At 40.1% G+C, this 20,792-nt stretch carries 15 protein-coding genes; all 15 read left to right on the top strand.

All coding sequences use genetic code 11. The annotated features are described in order from the left end of the window. Positions 1-404: 404 nt before the first annotated feature. The 15 genes from HPE56_RS07265 (at position 405) to HPE56_RS07195 (ending at position 20,685) form a co-directional block, all read left to right on the top strand. Entirely contained in the window at positions 405-1,625 is a 1,221-nt protein-coding gene (locus HPE56_RS07265) for an Nramp family divalent metal transporter (protein WP_188243105.1), read from the top strand. 41 nt (positions 1,626-1,666) lie between these two features. Then, a complete protein-coding gene (locus HPE56_RS07260; protein WP_188243104.1) occupies positions 1,667-2,707 on the top strand; it encodes an NAD-dependent epimerase/dehydratase family protein in 1,041 nt (346 codons plus the stop codon). Between the two features lie 91 nt (positions 2,708-2,798). Beyond that, on the top strand, positions 2,799-3,866 hold the full coding sequence (locus HPE56_RS07255; protein ID WP_188243103.1) for a dihydrodipicolinate synthase family protein: 1,068 nt from the start codon (positions 2,799-2,801) through the stop codon (positions 3,864-3,866). 9 nt (positions 3,867-3,875) lie between these two features. Then, complete coding sequence (locus tag HPE56_RS07250; protein ID WP_188243102.1) at positions 3,876-4,739, top strand: GNAT family N-acetyltransferase; 864 nt, start codon at positions 3,876-3,878, stop codon at positions 4,737-4,739. A 385-nt stretch (positions 4,740-5,124) separates the two neighbouring features. Further along, the gene (locus HPE56_RS07245) at positions 5,125-6,108 is read left to right on the top strand and encodes a c-type cytochrome (RefSeq protein ID WP_188243101.1); all 984 of its coding nucleotides are present in this window, start codon (positions 5,125-5,127) and stop codon (positions 6,106-6,108) included. Between the two features lie 43 nt (positions 6,109-6,151). Continuing rightward, positions 6,152-7,564 carry a Gfo/Idh/MocA family protein gene (locus HPE56_RS07240; RefSeq protein WP_188243100.1) on the top strand — a complete coding sequence of 471 codons (1,413 nt, stop codon included), beginning with the start codon at positions 6,152-6,154 and terminating at the stop codon, positions 7,562-7,564. A gap of 154 nt (positions 7,565-7,718) precedes the next feature. Then, positions 7,719-9,425, top strand: coding sequence for an FAD-dependent oxidoreductase (locus HPE56_RS07235; protein WP_188243099.1), 1,707 nt, complete (start codon positions 7,719-7,721; stop codon positions 9,423-9,425). Between the two features lie 206 nt (positions 9,426-9,631). Further along, positions 9,632-10,759 (top strand): M20 family metallopeptidase, encoded by a 1,128-nt coding sequence (locus HPE56_RS07230; RefSeq protein WP_188243098.1) that lies wholly within the window; start codon positions 9,632-9,634, stop codon positions 10,757-10,759. Between the two features lie 115 nt (positions 10,760-10,874). Beyond that, a complete protein-coding gene (locus HPE56_RS07225; RefSeq protein WP_188243097.1) occupies positions 10,875-12,542 on the top strand; it encodes a right-handed parallel beta-helix repeat-containing protein in 1,668 nt (555 codons plus the stop codon). A 59-nt stretch (positions 12,543-12,601) separates the two neighbouring features. Then, complete coding sequence (locus tag HPE56_RS07220) at positions 12,602-13,636, top strand: carbon-nitrogen hydrolase family protein (RefSeq protein WP_188243096.1); 1,035 nt, start codon at positions 12,602-12,604, stop codon at positions 13,634-13,636. A 52-nt stretch (positions 13,637-13,688) separates the two neighbouring features. Next, positions 13,689-14,966, top strand: a complete 1,278-nt coding sequence (locus HPE56_RS07215; RefSeq protein ID WP_188243095.1) for a M14 family zinc carboxypeptidase — start codon at positions 13,689-13,691, stop codon at positions 14,964-14,966. 82 nt (positions 14,967-15,048) lie between these two features. Next, positions 15,049-15,996 (top strand): sugar phosphate isomerase/epimerase family protein, encoded by a 948-nt coding sequence (locus HPE56_RS07210; protein WP_188243094.1) that lies wholly within the window; start codon positions 15,049-15,051, stop codon positions 15,994-15,996. Positions 15,997-16,187: 191 nt separating this feature from the next. After that, positions 16,188-17,666, top strand: a complete 1,479-nt coding sequence (locus tag HPE56_RS07205; protein WP_188243093.1) for a beta-galactosidase — start codon at positions 16,188-16,190, stop codon at positions 17,664-17,666. Positions 17,667-17,735: 69 nt separating this feature from the next. Next, entirely contained in the window at positions 17,736-19,187 is a 1,452-nt protein-coding gene (locus HPE56_RS07200) for a DUF4832 domain-containing protein (RefSeq protein ID WP_188243092.1), read from the top strand. A gap of 67 nt (positions 19,188-19,254) precedes the next feature. After that, positions 19,255-20,685: a glycoside hydrolase family 27 protein gene (locus HPE56_RS07195; RefSeq protein ID WP_188243091.1), complete on the top strand. Its 1,431-nt coding sequence runs from the start codon at positions 19,255-19,257 to the stop codon at positions 20,683-20,685. Positions 20,686-20,792: the final 107 nt, after the last annotated feature.

Raw genomic sequence — 20,792 nt, 5'->3', positions numbered from 1 at the left:
GAATTTCATAACAACTGCATTCTAAACCATTAATTGAATTTTTACACTTACAGAAAAACAAAGAGGAGATTTCCAAGGGAACCAATATAGTTGTATTTCCTCAGGTATCACTTTTTGACAGATTAGAGGATTCTACGGTTCAGAATAATGTTATTATCTGTGAATGAACAATTTAAATGGTAGGGCAAAAAAGATTTCATCAACCGGAGTGTTGGCATATATCCGATTTCCCAGCTAGGGTTTGTTCCTAAGAAATATGGATTATGGGTCTTTTATGCGATGTCCATTATTTTTTTCAATTCATTATATCGAAAAATCAAGAATCACTTTTACCCTGTAAATAGGGGGTAACCGGTTTTTAATGAAATATAGGGTGCTTCTGGGTTTTCTTATAAATTAAATAAATGAATCTTAAAATAAAGAATTTCTTCAAGGCTTTAGGTCCTGGTTTTATTATAGCTGCAGTGGTTTTAGGACCTGGAAGCATTACAGTTTCCTCCAAGATAGGCGCGACACATGGTTATTCTTTGTTATGGGTAATACTTATAGGCGCTATCTCCATGAGTGTTTATACGACAATGAGTGTTCGTTATGGTGTTCTACACGAGAAATCATTATTAAAGATGATTTCCGAGAAATATGGTAAGTGGTTCTCCATTGCTATTGGTGTATGTTCATTTATGGCAGCCCTGAGTTTTCAATTTGGTAACAACCTTGGTGTCGGAATGGGCATGAAAACATTAACAGGGATTAACGAAACTATTTGGCCATTAATATTTACGCCCTTGGCGATTGTATTGGTTTTTTTTACAAAGAACCTGTACAAGGCCCTTGAACGTTTAATGATGATCATGGTCGTCGTTTTGATTCTTGCCTTTATCATAAACCTTGTTTTTATAAGGCCAGATTTGGAAGCTGCTGCGTTGGGTTTTATACCAAAGGCAGTTTCGGGTGAGGATTTTAATGAAATAGCGGCCCTAGTGGGTACTACCTTCGTATTACACAATGCATTTTTCCAATCCTACCTTGTACAGGGAAAAGGATGGAAGTTGAAAGATATGTCGAGAAGTATAAGGGATACCAAAATAGGGATATTCTTACTGGCCTTAATATCTACATTGGTTGTAATTACGGCTGCTGCGACTCTAAAACCAAAAGGGATATCGGTGAACTCCGCAGCTGATATGGCCATTCAATTGGAAAGGTTGCTGGGAAGTTTTGCCAAATACATCTTTGGGTTTGGGTTTATAGCTGCTGCATTTTCGTCCCTACTCGTCAATTCGGTTACTGGCGGTGGTTTATTGGCCGATAGTATGGGCATGGGCAGTTCAATGAACGAGAAAATGCCCAAGGTATTTACGGCTGTGATATTGCTCGCCGGAATGGTGATTGCCGTATTTTTCAGGGGCAATGTAATATACGCCTTGATAATGGCCCAGGCATCGTCGATCTTAGGTGTGCCACTTATTGCCATGGGTTTGTTCCTGGTGCTTAATAACAAGTCCATAATGGGCAAGTATAAGAATAGCATCCTACAGAATTTTATGGCCTTGGTCGGGTTTATACTCATAAGTGTCTTGGTCTATTTTATGTATGGAAAACTAATTGGGTATTTAACGGTTTAGATGGTATAGCAACGTAAGCGTATAATTAATAATAAAGAACAATGAAAAAGACATATCCTGAAATATTTAAAAATGAAGAGGAGCTGGAAGAGGCCATATCAAGACCAACTCCAGAAGTTGTGAAGTTGATGGAAGGACTCAAAGGAGATATTATCTTTTTAGGTGTTTCCGGGAAAATGGGTATTTCAATGGCCCATATGGCTAAAAGAGCCTGTGATTTGGCAGGGGTGAAGAAGCGGATAATCGGTGTTTCCAGATTTAGCCAAGCGACAAACAAGGACTATTTAGAATCACTGGGTATAGAAACGATAGCTGGTGATCTTGTCAATCAGGATTTTATTAAAAGCCTGCCAGACGTTGAAAATGTAATTTACTTAGCGGGTACAAAATTTGGTACGCAGGGTAATGAATCCTACACATGGGTTATGAATTCCTTTATTCCGGGTTTGGTTGTTGAGCAGTTTAAAAAATCACGTATCGTAGCCCTTTCCACAGGTTGTGTTTATCCGTTGGTTGATATTGATTCCGGAGGTTCTGTAGAATCAGACCCAGCACTTCCTGTTGGTGAATATGCCCAATCATGCTTGGGTAGAGAGCGCCTATTTCAATATGGAAGTTTAGAAAACAAAACACCAATTTCATTGATCCGACTTAATTATGCCGTTGAAATGCGGTATGGTGTTTTAGTGGATATAGCCCTAAAAGTCAAAAATAATGAGCCAGTTGATGTTACGATGGGTTATGCCAACGTCATTTGGCAAGGTGATGCCAATGCCTTCATATTACAATCACTATTGATGTGTGAAAGTCCGGCCAAAATATTGAATATTACCGGGTTGGAAACAATTTCGGTAAAAAATGTAGCTATCAAATTCGGAAAACTCATGGGTAAGGAAGTGGTGATAACAGGAAAAGAGGATAGAGAAGCCCTCCTTTCAAACGCCACGCAAATGGAGAAAGAAATGGGAGACCCAGAGGTTTCCGTTGATAGCATGATCAAGTGGATAGCGGATTGGGTGGATTCAGAACACCGGGTTCATGGGAAACCAACGCATTTTGAAGTAAAAGACGGGAAGTATTGATTCCATATAGATGGAGCTTCCCATAATAAAAAATAGTAAGGGTTACTTCGGGTAAGTCTGAAATAGAGGTAATTAAATAGAGCTAATACAAATGAATCATAATAAATTAACCACAAAAGAAAAGCAACTACTTCATGAGGGTACGGTAATTCCGGCGCATCCTTTGGCCTTAAATGAACACAGAAAGTTGGATGAGAAAAGGCAAAGGGCTTTATCAAGATATTATCTGGATGCTGGAGTGGGTGGTTTGGCGGTTGGGGTACACACAACCCAATTCGAGATTAGAAAACCCGATGTAAATCTATTTAAGCCAGTATTGGAGCTGGCGAAGGAGGAAATGGATTCTTATACTTCAAAATCGGATAGGACCATTCTTCGGATTGCTGGTGTCATCGGTAATACGAACCAAGCCCTAAAAGAAGCACAAATGGCGGCTGATCTAGGATATCAGGCTGTTTTACTAAGTCTGGCCGCGTTGCCGGAAGCTTCTAATAAAGAATTATTGGATCACTGTAGGGAGGTGTCCAAGGTAATGCCAATCATAGGCTTTTATATGCAGACCGCTGTAGGTGGTCGGTATTTGGATTTTGATTTTTGGTTGGAGTTTGCCCAGATCGAGAATGTGGTAGCCATAAAAATGGCGCCATTTAATAGATATCAAACCTTCGATGTGGTACGAGCCGTTGTTGAATCCGGACGTGCCGATCAAATAGCCCTTTATACGGGTAATGATGATAATATATTGGTTGATTTAATGACTGAATTTGAGATTCAGTCAAATGGCAAACTCATAAAAAAGAGAATCGTGGGAGGGTTATTGGGTCATTGGTCTGTATGGGCAAAGGCGGCAGTAACGCTCTTAGAGGATATTAAAAGTGGGACATATGCCAATGATTCGGGGAAACTTTTGACCATGGCGGCTAAGATTACCGATAGTAATGCAGCTTTCTTTGATGCCGCTAATAATTTTTCGGGATGTATCGTAGGTCTTCATGAAGTTTTAAGAAGACAAGGTCTTTTAGAGGGGACATGGACCTTGAATGAAAAGGATTGTTTGACCCCAGGACAAAAAGCAGAAATCGATAGGGTTTATAAAGCATATCCTGAATTGAATGATGATCTTTTTATAGCGAAAAATGTAGCGGGCTGGCTCAAATAGTGGTTGAATATGAATAGTAAGCTGAAAAATATTGTTTTCAGGCCGATGGTTGAGGCTGATATTTCCGGAGCAATGCAATTAGTGCTTGCGGAAAATTGGAATCAAACAAAGGAAGATTGGCAAATGCTTCTAGACCTTAATCCTGATTTATGTCTTGTGGCCACTTACAAAGACACTATTATAGGTACGGTAACCGCCATGAATTATAATGATCAAGTTGCTTGGATAGGAATGATGTTGGTATCTAAGAACTTTCGGGGTTTGGGGATCAGCAAGAATCTATTGCATACCATTATTGAAAAATTAGAAGGTTGTAAATCCATAAAATTGGATGCTACAGCAGCGGGAATTCCAGTCTATCGCAAATTGGGTTTCCTAGAGGAATTGGAAATCGATAGAATGGTACTCCCTACGTTCAATGGAAACGTGGGCAAAACAAACAAAGATGCTGTCAAGCCCTTATCGCTCGGGGATATGGAAGCGTTGTCAAGGCTTGACCTGGAGATTTTCGGATCCAATAGAATTGAATTGATCAATGCCCTTAAGAAAAGAAATAAGGCCTGGTGCATTGTAAGGGATGAGCGTATCGTAGGATATGTTCTTGGACGCCCAGGACTTAAATTTTTTCAGATAGGTCCGCTTATGGCGGAAACGACCGATGATGCCATAAACCTTATTGAAATTCTTCTTGAAGAACAGGTTGGTAAGTCCGTCGTGATCGATGTTCTTAACGATCAGATACCATTCAAACAGCGATTAACCGCTCTTGGTTTTACCTGTCAACGGTCATTTGTAAGGATGTATTTAAAAGATAATTCATTTGCGGGATTGGTAAGTAAGCAATTTTTAATTGCAGGTCCGGAATTGGGGTAGTTTGTTTAAAATGAGAAATAGGGTGAATTTAAACCATAATAAAATAAGGAGGTTTCCAAGAATGAAATTAAAGGCGGACAAACTATCTATGAAGTGTCAATAGATTTTTGTTTTGAGTAGATTATCAAGGGAAGTCCAAATATTAAGTATCATGATTGTTGATTAAAATGTTTATTTAAGAATCAGCAACGTATATGTGATTTGTCTAAATAATCTTCTGTCAGTTTGGGAATAAATTCGAATTATAATTAATTCTGTTCATTTAACATTATGAATAATTTAAAAAAAAGACTATCTAAACGTGTACCATTTCGTGTTTTTAGGTACTTACGTATAAGGGTTTTCCCCGGATGATGGTAGAAGTAGGTCATTTATGAAAGGAAGTATGAATTTAAAACATAATATAATTAAAGCAGGACTAGGTACGTATGTCTTATTCCTGATGTTATTGAATGTTTCTTGTTCGGAACGCATAAAAATAGTAGGGGAGAATACATCCTATCAGGAATTTTTATTCAAAAAAACGTTGGAAACTTCCCAATTGGCAGTTTCTGTTGTTGCTTCAAATCTGGATTATCCATGGGACCTTTGTTATGACAATTTTGAGGATAATATTTTGTGGTTTACCGAAATAAAAGGAACGGTCAATCAAATGAATACGGATACGATAAAAACAATTTCGGAGTGGACGAACGGGATCTTGGTAGGTTCAATAAAGGGAATAAGTCAAAGGGTTTTAAAACTTTCTGTTGACGGAACAAGTGTAGAAGGAGAGACTATTGCTTTTAACCGACAGTTTGGAAGGATAAAGGGTGTGATCTCAGCTCCTAATGGTGATATTTATCTGTGTACAAGTAATAAAGACTGGCCTCCACGTGCTAATCCAGGGTATTGTAGTGATACAAAATTACCAATGGGGAATGATGATAAGATTATTGGGATTCATCAGGCAGGGAAAGATTTGGGAAATAGGCTGGAAGGGATGAAGGAAAAGCATACACCTCGCGATAAGGATGCTATGGTCTTTAGGAATGGAACTATGCATTACGATGGAAGGTTCATTTATGAGAATTATTGCGCTTCCTGTCATAAGGCAGATGGCTCTGGTGCTGAAGGTTTTTTTCCACCATTAACCAAAACGGAAGGAGTTGCCGATAAGGATAGAATTATAAGATCGGTGATTAATGGAGTGTCGGGACCCATAGAGGTTAAGGGCATATCCTATAATATGGAAATGCCCAGCTTTAAATTCTTGACAGATAAAGAATTGGCCGATGTGCTTACCTATGTAAGGGCTTCTTTTGGAAATAATAGTTCCAGTGTTTCTGAAGAAGAGGTAGCTAAATATAAATCGATGCTTCAAGACTAATGATTGATTGGGGTATCGGGGAATAATAATATAAAAAAGGATTATGAAGTCGAATAGGAGAAATTTTATCAAAAAAACATCAATTGCAGGAATGGGATTGGCGATGGCACCTGTATGGTCAAATTCCATAACGGGAAAAAATCTAAATAATATTCCGGCACCTAAGCCCGGGGCTATTTACATGGGCGGTTTTTCCGCTCCGAAATTGGATACGGTGAAATGTGCGTTTATAGGGGTTGGTTCACGTGGTTCGGGACATGTCGAACAGATTTCTGCTATTGAAGGTACGGAAGTGGTGGCGATTAGTGACCTTTATGAAGACTTGGCCGAAAAATCCGGGAAAGTATGTAAAGAGAACGGAGGAGGGACACGGCATAAGGACATCACTTTATACACCAATGGGGAAAACGATTGGAAAAAAATGTTGAAAAAGGAGAAACCGGATGCGGTCTTCATTTGTACTCCTTGGGAATTACATGCACCCATGGCCATCGAAGCTATGAAAAGTGGGGCCCATGTTTTTGTGGAAGTACCTCTTGCCCTTACCCTTGAGGAAATGTGGGAGATAGTCGATACTTCTGAGAAGACCCAGAAGCATTGTATGATGATGGAAAACTGTAATTATAATAGGGAGGAACTACTCTATTTAAACATGTGTAGACAGGGTGTCATTGGGGAGTTGTTGCATGGCGAAGCAGCCTATATCCATGAATTAAGGGAGCAAATGAACGATATAGAACGTGGTACAGGCTCGTGGCGTACCTACCAATATGCCCAACGTGATGGTAATCTATATCCAACCCATGGTTTGGGCCCGGTCGCCCAATATATGAATTTGGCTAGGGGAGAGGATAACTTTAAATTTATAAACTCCTTTTCTTCCCCTGCAAAGGGCCGAAATCTATATGCCGCTAAAAATTTCCCACCTGATCATAAATGGAACAAGTTAGATTATAAGGGAGGCGATATAAATACCTCAATCGTTAAAACATATTTGGGTAGAACCATTATGGTGCAATGGGATGAAACTAGTCCTAGACCTTATACCAGACATAATCTAATTCAAGGAACAAAAGGAATCTTGGCGGGATTCCCAACCCGAATTGCCTTGGAAGGTGGTGTTGAAGGAGGGCCTGATAGCCATCATGAATATGCAGAAGGTGAACAACTACAAAGGATTTTTGAGAAATATGAGCATCCATTATACCTACGCTTAGGCGAATTGGCCAATAAAATGGGAGGTCATGGAGGAATGGACTTCATAATGAGATACCGGATTATTGAGTGTTTAAGAAAAGGGGAACCTTTAGATCAAAACGTATATGAAGGTTGCTATTGGAGTGCGGTAGGAGCCTTAAGCGAAGCTTCTGTTACCCAAAACGGTGCTCCCCAAGAGTTCCCTGATTTTACTAGAGGAAATTGGAAAACAACTAAGCCTTTGGCAATCATTAGCTAATACATTATTTACTCGGAATAAATATCTGCTGTTTGCCTTCTGAATGAACATTATGGGTCGTTGAATCAGAAGGCAATGATCTAAAAAAAACGTAATATAAAAGATTAAACGTATGAATAAGGGCAATAGAAAATTGGGTTTAAGTAAATTTTTAATGGCAACAACACGTAACAGCCTGTTTCTTGTGTTACTGTTTTGTTTTTCATTACAAGGGCAATCCTATAAAAAAACGAACAGGGTTAAATTTGATATCGTTATATATGGTGGAACTTCCGCAGGAGTCGTTGCTGCTCTGCAAAGTAGTAGATTGGGCAAGTCCGTTGTACTTATAGAGCCCACCAATAGAATTGGGGGACTGACCACTGGAGGTCTGGGCCAGACCGATATAGGGAATAAGCAGGCCATTGGTGGTATATCCAGGGAGTTCTATGAAAACATCAAAAAATATTATGATGACCCGAAGAATTGGAAATGGGAGAAAAGGTCAGATTATATGGATAGGGGACAAAACCGTACAAAAGAAGAGGAAGACTCTATGTGGACATTTGAGCCTTCCGCAGCCCTTTCGGTGTATAAGGCCTTGATGGATAACGAGAAGATTGAAATGGTCTATAACGAAAGATTGAACAGGGATTCTGGAGTTAAAAAGGTAAATGGCAGAATTGAGTCGATTACCATGGAAAGTGGTAAAACTTTTATAGGGAAGGTTTATCTGGACGCGACTTATGAGGGAGACCTAATGGCTTCAGCCGGAGTTTCATATGCCATTGGTCGTGAGGGTAACGACGAATATGGGGAAACCTTGAATGGGGTACAGGCAAATAGTATAAACAGGACTTTGACCGGAATGGTTTCCATAAATGCATATGGCCATAATCTTATTCCTGGGGTTGACCCCTACGTGGAAAAGGGAAATCCGACCAGTGGGCTTTTACCGAATGTAAATGGAAAACCGGGACTGGAAGGGGAAGGGGATAAAAAAATACAGGCCTATTGTTTTAGAATGTGCCTTACAGATCACCCAGAAAATCGTATTCCATTTAAGAAACCTGCTAATTATGATGAACTGGATTATGAACTTTTATTTAGAAATTATGAAGCTCGCAAAGGGTCGGTACATGACATGTATAATTATGGTGGTTATATACTACCAATAATAGATTCCAGGATGCCTAATCGCAAAACGGATTCAAATAATAAATATGGCTTTTCTACAGATTATATCGGCAAGAATTACGACTATCCTGAGGCTACATATGCCGAACGTGAAAAGATCATTGAGGACCACAGGAATTACCAAATGGGTTTGATGTGGACCCTAGCCAATCATCCAAGGGTACCTAAGGAGGTTCGCGAGGAAGCTTCAAAATTGGGAACTTCCAAAGATGAATTTGAAAGACAGGACGGTTGGCAGCAACAACTCTATATTCGGGAAGCCAGAAGAATGATCAGTACTTATGTAATGACCCAGAAAAATTGTGAGGCATTGGTAGTGGCCGAGGATCCTATTGGTTTGGCCGCTTTTGGTATGGATTCACATAATGTACAGCGTTATGTGGACGCCAATGGATATGTACAGAACGAGGGCAATGTGGAGGCCCATGGCTTTAAACCCTACCCTATAAGCTATAGGTCTTTGGTGCCTAAAAAAGAGGAATGTACCAATCTTATTGTCCCTGTCTGTGTCAGTGCCACGCACATTGCCTTTGGGTCTATACGCATGGAACCGGTATTTATGGTCTTAGGACAATCAGCTGCCACGGCAGCGGCGCTTGCCATAGATGCCAATACGGATGTTCAAGAAGTACCTTACCCTGAATTAAGGGAGGCATTACTAAAAGATGGTCAAAGGTTACATTAAATAAACATATTAACAATGACAATCACGAAATAAAGGGAAGCAAAAAAGAAACCATTGATTGAAACCCTTCCTGGTTCTGGCAGGATGGGTGAGTGTAACGGAACCTTCTGCAGTAGTCGATGGTTAGCGTTATTCTGAACAAGGAAGATGTAAAATGTTTGATTACGACCTATGTTGAATATTAATAAGTTAAAAGAAACCCATTTATGATTGACGTAATGAATCTTACAAAAAGACTTATTGCCATGGATACCATAAATCCTCCTGGGAACGAGTATGCTGCCGCCAAATTTATTGGAAATTTACTGGAGGAAAATGGGTTTGATGTTGAATATGTTCCCTTTGAAAGTAATCGGATTCATGTTATTGCGGGCAGAGGGTATTCAAAGAATATTCCGCCAATTGTTTTTACCGGTCATTTTGATACGGTTCCCCTAGGTGTGGGAGAATGGTCAGTTGATCCCTTCGGAGGGGAGGTAAAGAATGGAAAAATCTACGGTCGGGGGTCGAGTGATATGAAAGGGGGCGTTGCTGCTATGGTTATAGCGGCCATAAATGCTTTTTCCCTAGGTTCCATAGACGGAGGGGTGCGTTTGGTACTTACAGCAGGTGAGGAATTGGGATGCCAAGGGGCCAAGGATTTAATAAAAACGTATCCAGGACTGGGAGAAGCCTGTGGTATTGTGGTTGGTGAACCAACTGCCAATATTCCAGCAATTGGCCATAAAGGGGGACTCTATCTCAATCTGTCATTTTCAGGGGTCACCGCCCATTCCTCTATGCCCCATTTAGGGGATAATGCAATCTATAAAGCAGCCCGTGCTATTTCAAAGGTTGAAAAATTTGATTTTGGAGTTGAAGAGGATCCCCTGCTCGGTTTCCCTACGGTGAATGTGGGAAAGGTTTCGGGGGGACAAAACCTCAATTCGGTGCCCGATCATGCTGAATTTACCATTGACGCCCGCACAACAACGAAAGTAGACCACGATAAGTTATTGGCCAAACTTCAAAAGGAGTTGGGAGAGGAAGTGTCTATTGAAACCTTAACGGATCTGATTGCCGTTTCCACGGAAGAAAAAGACCCGTTTGTACAAAGGGTATATGACGCTTGTGGTATTCCAAAGAACGCACCCGATTATCCAAGGGCATTGCCCTATCTCACGGACGGATCTGTGCTGCAAGGCGCTTATGGGGGTATTCCAACGGTTATTTTGGGACCGGGACAACCAGAAATGGCACATCAAACGGATGAGTTTTGTTATGTGGACAAGCTGGAGAAGGCAGTAGAAATATACACCAATATTCTTTTAAAAAAGAAAGACTTTGTTCAATGAAAAACCTGATTGCTTTTTTCGGTTTATCATTTTTGAGGTATGTCCTATCAATACTAGGACAAGAGTTTACATGTAAAATAAGTAATAATTATTTAAATCAATTATCATTCTATCTATGAAGAAGCCATATGTTCTACTACTGTTTTTTTTACTTTTAAATAGCTTTCACATCTATGCACAGGTCATTTATGTCGATCAACAACTAAAGACTGATTGTACGGGTAATTATTCCATTTCGAACCGCGATTGCAATGGTCTTGATGGCGATGCCTATAAAACATTGGAATCGGCAGCAAAAGTTGCCACTGCAGGAACCCAGGTATTGATTAGGGGAGGTGTATTCAACAAACAGTTTAGTCCCCAAAACTCAGGCGAGGAAAACAAGTACATTACATTTGAAAACTTCGGTGACGAAGTGGTTCAATTTTCAGGGGATTCACTCGCCCCTGCCTTATGGATCGATCAGAAGGACTATATTGTTATAAAAGGGTTGAAATTCCTTGACTGCCCCCAATTCATGTCCATTAAATCCTCTTCACATATTACCGTTGAAAATTGTTATTTTGAAAATAGTACATTGTTTGAATCCTGTCAGTTGAAAACGATGGGGGACTATTTTGTTTTCAGGAATAATATAGTGAAAAACGGGACCGACCTTCTTTCTATTCAAGGAGGTAGCTTTCATTTGGTTGAAGGTAATACCTTTCATACGGCATCCCATACCTGTCTGGTTTTTATGGGGGTCCATAACTCGGCCATTCGAAACAACATATTGATCAATCCTATCCAAAAGCTGCTAGAGATATTCGCAACCCGTGATAGGGAATGGTCCGATCCCTACCGAAAGAGTGAACACATCCTTATTGAAAACAACTTATTTGGACCGAATTCTCAAAGGGATGGGCTTTATAAAGGTAAAACAGCCCCGGCAAGTTGGGGTACACAATTTGCGGGTGTAAAGTGTATTATGCGAAATAATATATTTGCCGGATGTGACGGGGGCATGGATTTTTGTGGATATGGCAGAGTTGGTGGTGATGGAGACTCTCCAGAGGCCGTATTCAATTATTCGAACCGAACGTATAATAACACGGTGTATTCCAACGGGGAAAGAGGCCGCTATGGTAGTGGTCCGGGAGTAGTAATGTCGCACAACCCCTATTCTGAGCAATATGACAATATCTTTATGAACAACATATTCTATGCCAACAGGATATTCAAGGATGCCCATACCCAAAGGGATGTACCAAGTGTTCAAATTGCTTACAGCTCATCTGCCAATCCTTCGGAAACCCGGTTCTACAACAATAATGTCACCCCACAGAGTGATAAGAATGAAGTTGTAGTTTGGATGAAGAAAAAAGACATGGGCTATACCCTGGATGCTTTTGAACAGGCTTATCCAGACTATAACCGGAACAATATTCAGGGAAACCCTCGGTTCAGCGCTAAGGAACCTAACGTAAAAAAACTTGAACGAAGTGAATATGAGTTAACAAAAGATAGTCCCTGTGTAGATGCGGGGGCATTTATGACATATGCCATTGGTGCAGATCAGAATAATGTTCTAAAAGTAGGGGATCCTTATTTCTTTTCGGATGGATTCACTATTGTTGAAGGGGATATGATTCGCGTCGGAGCCGAGGAAGCCCAAGTACTAAGTATTGATTACGATACCGGGTATTTGATTCTCAATAAAAAGATACAATGGAAAGATAAAGCACCCGTAAGTTTAATCTATAAAGGAAATGCACCGGATATAGGGGCAGTAGAAAGTTATTAACCCTCATGTTATTGGGTAAACGTGCTTTTCTAATTTAAACAACTTCTAAAATAAACAATATGGAACGACGTAATTTTATCAGGAACTCTACACTAGGTTTGGGGGCAGGGATTGCATTAACTCCTTCAACAGTATTTTCCGCCTCCAATGTGAGCGGGGAACCGTTGCCTTCAAAGTTACCAAGGGAAGTCTGGATCGCTACACTGACATTGACAAAGATTGACGCAGCCAATTACCAGGATATGGTTGACGAGGTCTTGGGTCATATGGCGGATATTGTAAATTATAAACCTGATGTAATTTGTCTTCCTGAAATTTTTCCATTTTTCCATATTTCGGAAAAGATATCCATAGCGGAAGTTGCAGAGCAACCCTTGGGAAAAATAACAAGTAGGTTTGCCGAGTTTGCCAGAAAGCATAAAACGTATATTATCTGTCCACTTTATACGGTTGAAAATGGCAAGTATTATAATGCAGCAGTGGTTATAGATAGGGAAGGGAAGGTATTGGGAGAATACCGAAAAACACATACCACCGAAGGAGAGATGGGCAAGGGGATTACCCCCGGTCCACTTGATCCCCCAGTATTTAAAACAGATTTCGGGATAATTGGAGTTCAAATATGTTTCGACCTTGAGTGGAATGATGGGTGGGAGAAATTGAAGGCAAAGGGTGCTGAGATTGTGTTTTTTCCTTCCGCATATTCCGGAGGAAAAGCGATAAATACCAGGGCCTGGCAGAACAAATATTGTGTGGTTTCAAGCACACTCAACGGTACGGCTAAAATATGTGATGTAACCGGGGATGAAATCGCAACAACCGGATTTTGGGACAAGTATTGGGCCATAGCCCCCTTGAATCTTGAGAAAGCGTTTCTGCATACTTGGCCCTATGTCAGGAAATTCAAGGACATTCATGCGAAATATGGAAGAAAGGTGAAAATTACCAACTTCAATGAAGAGGAGTGGTCGATTATCGAAAGCCTTTCTCCCGAAGTGAAAATCGCGGATATTCTGGAGGAGTTTGATCTTAAAACGCATATAGACCATATTAAGAGTGCTACTGATATGCAGAAAAAATTAAGAAAAGGGTAACCCCAAAATAGGGATTACCCGGAGTATTCAAAATAAAACAATACCTATTAAGATGATTAAAAATATTAGAAAGTTCAATCTATTCAGCCCAAAATCAAGAATCCTGTTTCTTATTCCAATCGTAATCGTGATTTTTGCCTTTTCTTCGAAATATGCTTTAAGCGGTAACGAAAAGGGAATACCGGAACAACAGGCAAAATCAGGGCTAACCTATATCAAAACCACGATCGAGAATGGGTCAAGCCTGAACTGGGAGTTGGCCAATGACAGTACCGTAAATATCTTTTTGAACTACGACTATGAGCGGAACTCCTTGAACCGGGCTTATGATCATTGGCATTTTTTGCTTGAAGCGAAAAAGGGAACCGATCTAACCTTGGTCTTTCATAATTTCAGTGAAATCTATAACGGAAAGAAAATACCTTTCAATACTTGGATCATGGATTGCATCACCTCTCCCGATGACAGGAAATGGGAACACGTCCCTGTGGAATGGATTGAGGGTGAGCGAATGAAAGTTAAAATACACATGGAATCCGATTCCCTTTATATCGCAAGGGTAGACCCTTATCGGGTGAGCGATCTTCAAAATCTGGTTTCGGACATTGAGGAAAATAAGTTGGTGAAAATCACCCCTATCGGCAATACTGTCGAAGGAAGAAAGCTTCAGATCATCCAAGTCGGAGGGGATAATGCACCACACCGGATTTTTATAAGGGCCAGGGTTCATGCCTGGGAACCAGGAGGCAACTGGGTCGTTGAAGGAATCATTAAGAAATTGCTTGACAATTCAAGGGAATCTAAAAAATATTTAGAAAATTATACGGTCTACATTTTACCTATGGCAAATATGGATGGTGTGGCCAGGGGGATTTCGCGGTTTAATCTGAATGGTATGGATCTCAACCGGAACCTGACAGCACCTGCCGATCCCATTTTGGCTCCCGAAAATGCCGCCATGGAAAAATGGTTGGAAGCTATGATAGCAAAAGGGATGAAACCGGATCTTGCCATCGATTTCCACAATGACTCCAACGGACCGCTGTTCTTTTCGACTGCGGGTAAAGAAAAGAAAGGGTATGTGGAAAACATGAAGGTTTTGGAAGGTTTACTTCGGGAGCATACGTGGTTCAGCGAAACTACTTCCTTTTTTGGGACAACATCATTTGAAGAAGGCTTAATGGCAAGGTATGATATAGATGCATTGATATATGAACTAAATGCCCATTGGATCAAAGGCTTGGATAAAAAACCTTTATCGGATGATTGGATACTCCTAGGTGATGAATTATGTAATGTCTTTGATATCTATTTTAAGGAAACAAAATGAGATTAGGCTTTAGTATTTAACAATAGTTGATATAGGGTAGCCTGGGGTAGCCGGACAATCTTGTCAGCCTAAAATGATTAAAATGAGTTTTACGAGAAGAAAATTTATAAAAGTAACCTCAGCTACGGCGGCTGGGGTAGGGATTGCCCCAACATTGGCAGCACAACTTATTCCATCACCCATTGATAACAAGGTGTGTGTGTTTTCGAAATGCCTTCAATTCCTCAATTACGAGGAGTTAGGGGAAACATTGGCGAGATTAGGATTCGGTGGGGCTGACTTAACGGTGAGAAATAATGGGCATGTATTGCCCGAAAATGTAAAAAGGGATTTACCTAAGGCCGTCAAGACTTTGAAAAAGGCAGGGGTTGATGTACCCATGATCGCTACGGGAATAAATGATGCGAATGATCGATTAACGGAAGATATTCTAGGAACGGCGGCTGATTCCGGCATCAGCTATTATCGTATGGGATACTTTAAATACGATGATAAATTACCGGTTTTTCAGAACCTTGACAACTGCAAGCGTAGGCTCGAAAAGCTTGAGAAATTAAACCGGAAATATAACATTAAAGGGGGGTATCAAAACCATTCAGGCCCGTGGGGTATGGTAGGCGGTGCTATTTGGGACCTACATTATATATTAAAGGATTTTGACCCCGAATATGTTGGAGTGCAGTATGATATAGCACATGCAACGGTTGAAGGAGGCTACTCCTGGGAATTGACCTTGAAAATAATAGAACCGTGGATAAATAGCTTGGCCATAAAAGATTTTTTATGGAAGAAAGGGGAAAAAAGATGGGAGCCGGAATGGATTCCATTAGGGGAAGGAATGGTTGATTTTAAAAAGTATGCAGATGATGCCCAGCGTCTATTGACAACCAAACCCATAACCATTCATTGCGAATATGATTTAGGAGGTGCGGAGTTTGGGCAAACAAACCCAACCATGTTACCAAAAGATATCTATCGAAAATTAGCGAATGACCTTCGTTATTTTAATAATAAGCTGGTAAAAAATTGATGGGAAGGATATTATCGAAGAGATGAAATAGTACGTAGGAAACCGTTACGTTCGCTTCAATGGGAACTTAAAAAAAGGATGTCCCACGCATATTTGATATTTAAAAATAGGTGTTAAACTGAATTATCAATAATAGAATAAACTTTGTTTTAGGGCTCGATGAAAATCCAGTTTTAAATGTATTAAAATCTATGAAGAAATTAGTTTCTTTAATATTTGTCACACTCATTTTCTCTTGTTCGTCGAAGGAGAACTTTAGTCCACAAAAAACAGATCTTGTAAGTAAATGGGACACCCTCCGCCCACTTATTAATCCGGATAAAGGCTGGTATCATCACATGCTCGATAATGGTATTGAAAGATACCTTATCCAGGATGAAAAAGATCTAACGACTTTTGTTGGAATGGATCATCTGTATCTTCGTCTGGCATGGGCTTACCTAGAACCCGAAGAAGGAAAATACAACTGGTCGTATATTGATAGTATAGTGGAGAAATATGTACCAATGGGGTATAAGATTTCATTTCGCATCACCTGTAAGGAAACAGGAGGGGCTCCCGGAAGTGTTCCTGTCGAAGTAGATGGCATAAGGTATGCAACACCATACTGGGTGATCGAGGCTGGGGCATCGGGCATTGATCGTCCTGAGTATGGGTCAGCCTCTTGGACACCCGATTGGGACGATCCTATCTATCTTGGGAAATTGGATAATTTTCATAAGGCTTTCGCCAAAAAATATGATGGGAAACCCTGGGTCCGATACATCGATGTAGGAAGTATTGGTGAGTGGGGTGAAGGTCATACCTATTATTCAACACGTATTCCGGCTACCAATGATGAGATTAAAACACATTTGAATTTATATTTGAAACATTACAAAAACGCTTTATTGGTTGTTTCAGACGATTTGCTAAGATTTGGAAAGTCGGAAGAAGAGATGGAGGAGTTGCTGAATTTTGCCAAAGAAAAAGGTTTTTCTTTTCGAGATGATAGTCCAATGGTGGATGTAGAGGACAACTTGGACACATGGACGGTAAGCCAACCCCATTTTTTCGAAGCGGTTTATAAAACCCGACCAACCGTTTTTGAGTTGCAACATTATGCCCAGGTAAAAAAGGATGGACACTGGATGGGTCAAAATGGTTCAACAATTATTCCAGGAGTAAAGGTAAGTGGTGCCGAGATATTCAGAAATGCAATGGAATTAATACACCCTACCTACATTGGGTTTCATGGTTATTTGGGTGAGTGGTTAGCTGATAATCCGGAATTGACAGTAGAATTGTTCAATCGTAGTGGGTATTGGTATTTCCCTCAATCTATTCAAACCACAGATTATGTCGATGGTGAATTATCATTTGAAATCACATGGTTGAACAAAGGTGTTGCCCCCGCATATTCCGGATATCAATTAAAGGGAAAATTAATTCCTGAGGATAATTCAGATGAAACTATCGAATTTGTAATTCAGGATTCAGGAAATAAGGACTGGATGCCGAACCAGATAACAACCGAAAAATATAAGGTTGCCCTACCCGTAGACCCTAGGGGAAATTACCAGTTAGCCATTCAGCTTTTTGATGAGGATTCAGGGGGTCCGGTTGAAATTGGATTAACTACCAATATAAAACACAACGATTGTTTTGTGATTCAAAATCTATCTTTTTGAACCATGCACACAATTTTAAAGTACAATTAACGAATAGGACGACAAGGTTAAAACTGAAAAGAGTATTAAATGACAAAAATTAAAAATTACGCATTTGCATTTTGTGCTGTCTTATTGTTTGTTGCCGAATTGTCCGCGCAACAATTAATTAGGACCCGGCCTATAGAGATTGATGATGTTTTGACCAATCCTGGCAAGGGATTTATGACCTTTCAACGTTTTAATGGTGACAATCTGAATTCCGGTAATGGTTGGACCGAAGGACTTACCATTGACTATCAGGAATTTGATGGGGATTTGACCAATGAAGGTTACCCTGATACAACAATTGCATACTATCGGGTGTATTGGAAGTATATAGAAACTGCAGATGGGAAGTATAATTGGGAGTTGCTTGACCGGGCGTTATATACCGCAAAGAGCAGAGGACAGACCTTAATGATAAGGATTGCTCCTTACGGTAACGATAGTAAACAGGATGTTCCCAATTGGTACAGGAAAATGGTTGACCCCAACCACGAATGGAAGAGTCCGGTACCAAAATGGGCTGTAAATCCCGAGGATCCAAGGTATGCCCAATATTTCGGAAGAATGGTACGGGCACTGGGGGCAAGGTATGATGGCCATCCGAATGTTGAGGGAATCGACCTCGCTATTGTGGGTGCGTGGGGAGAAGGTGAAGGGTCCCAATTACTTTCAAAAAACACAATGCAACTGTTGGTGGAAGCATATACCGAATCCTTTACAAAAACGCCCTTAATTGCCTTGTTAATGGATGAAAAAACGAATAAGTATGCAAGTTCCCTTGCGGATATTGGCTGGAGGGTCGATTGTATTGGTGATCTCGATTTTTGGGCTGCTGAAGAAAATGGCTTTGCACATATGTACGATCTGTATCCACAACGAATACATAATTGTGGGGTTAGGGAGGCATGGAAAAGTGCACCTTTAAGTTTCGAAATATGTGGAACATTCCTTAGGTGGAAAGAGAATCAGGGGTATGACCGGGAAGACGTTGCGTATATTTTGAATGAATCCTTAAAATGGCATATCTCCTCGTTTAATGCCAAATCATCGCCAGTGCCGGAAGAATGGAAAGATCTGGTAGATGACTGGCTTAAGAAGATGGGATACCGGTTTGTATTACGCACTATTGCCTATCCTGAATATACTGTCCCCGGGGAAATGGTCCCGTATAATTCATGGTGGGAAAATAAGGGTGTGGCTCCCATTTATAAGGATTTTCTTTTGGCCATTAGGCTTACCAACGAAAAACGAACGGAAGTGTTTATTACGGATGCCGATATTAAATCATGGTTACCTGGTGATATCATTTATGACGATGCAATTGCAATTCCTTGGGATATGCCAAACGGAACGTATCAAATGCAGGTGGGTATAGTAGATCCGCAATCACATGAACCTAAAGTTAATTTGGCCATTGAGGGAAGGGATAATGAAGGTTGGTATTCGTTTGGGGAAATCAAAGTCAAAAAATCCAAATATGGTGGTAGGAAATAAATAGTTTCAATCCTTGTAAAAATGCTTAAAAATCTAATCGTATAATATATTCAAATCTATTAAATCTATGAAGAAATCGAGATTCACATTCAATGTATTCCTATTAATCTTATTTGTAATGATCTATCCTCCTTTGAGGTCCCAAGAGCTTAATGGAAAAAAAGGGGGGGCAATCTCGGGTTTAGCTCCAACACCTCCTCTTGGATACAACAGTTTTGATAGTTATTTGGTTTTTCTGGACGAAGAGAAAGCAAACGCCATGATCGATATAATGGCAGAAAAGTACAAGCCTTTTGGGTATGAATATTTTGTTGTTGATGCCGGATGGTATAATAATGTAGAACTTTATAAGGGAACAAATTACCCTAAGAAAAAATTAGGGCTTACCCTTGATGGTTATGGTTTACCCGAACCTTCCAAAGCCTATTTCCCAAGTGGGATAAAAGCATTGGCTGATCATGCCCATGAAAAGGGTTTAAAGTTCGGTGTTTGGATTATCCGGGGAATTCCAAAATCGGCTGTCGAAAAAAATCTTCCCATAAAGGGGACACCATATAGGGCAAGAGACATTGCGGATACAACAAGTATATGTGTGTGGTCCGATAAGAACTATGGGGTTGATATGAGCAAACCTGGAGCGCAGGAGTATTATAATTCATTGATAGATAAATTGGCATCGTGGGGTGTTGACTATATCAAGGTCGACGATATGGTTCCAAATCCCAAAGAAATTGTGGCTATCGCAAAAGCCATAGAAAATGGCGGACATAAGATGATGTACAGTCTTTCTCCAGGAGGTGTAAATACAAGGGTTGATTTACCTTACTATAAAAAAGCAAACATGTTGCGTATTACATCGGATATATGGGATAATCAGTTAAGTATTGAAAAAGGGTTTTATGCCTGGGAAAAATTCTCCGGCTTGGAAGGGAAGGATTTTTGGCCTGATCTGGATATGATTCCATTCGGAAGGTTATGTATAGAAATCCCTGATTTTGTAGAGGACGTACCTGAAGAAGGAAGAAATAGACAGAGCCATTTTACACAAGATCAAATGAAAACATTCCTAACACAAAGGGCACTCGCGGCATCACCGTTATTCATTGGCGGCGACTTGCTTACGATGGATGATTTTTCGTATTCCTTGCTTACAAATAAAGAAATGTTGGCTTGTAACCAAAATGGCGTAATGGGGGTAAATGTTTATCGAGCGGGTAATCTTGAAGTGTGGTTAACATCTGATAAGGATGAGCCGGGAAAAGGTTGGATCGGAATTTTCAATAGAACCACCACAGACCGGAATGTTAAATTATCCAAGTATGATCTTGGATTTACTGAAATCGTGGATAGTTACAACGTGGTTGAGAATAAGAATGCATTTAAAATGAAAGACATCTGGGGTGATTCTGAATTTATAATTGATGGTTATCATCAGTTCTTAGTTCCAGCCAATGGAGTTGTTTTTATAGAGTTCACTGAAATAACAGCTAATAAATAGCAATTAATTATTTCTTTTACACAAGGGTAAAATGTAGTTTAAAAAATGGGATAAGAAGGATGGGTGTTGTCAATAAAACCAGACCTACCTGAAATAGGGCTTTTAAT

Source organism: Maribacter aquimaris (assembly GCF_014596745.1).
GTDB lineage: Bacteria > Bacteroidota > Bacteroidia > Flavobacteriales > Flavobacteriaceae > Maribacter_A > Maribacter_A aquimaris.
Note: the sequence above shows the minus strand (reverse complement) of the source record. Positions and strands in the feature narration are given on the sequence as shown.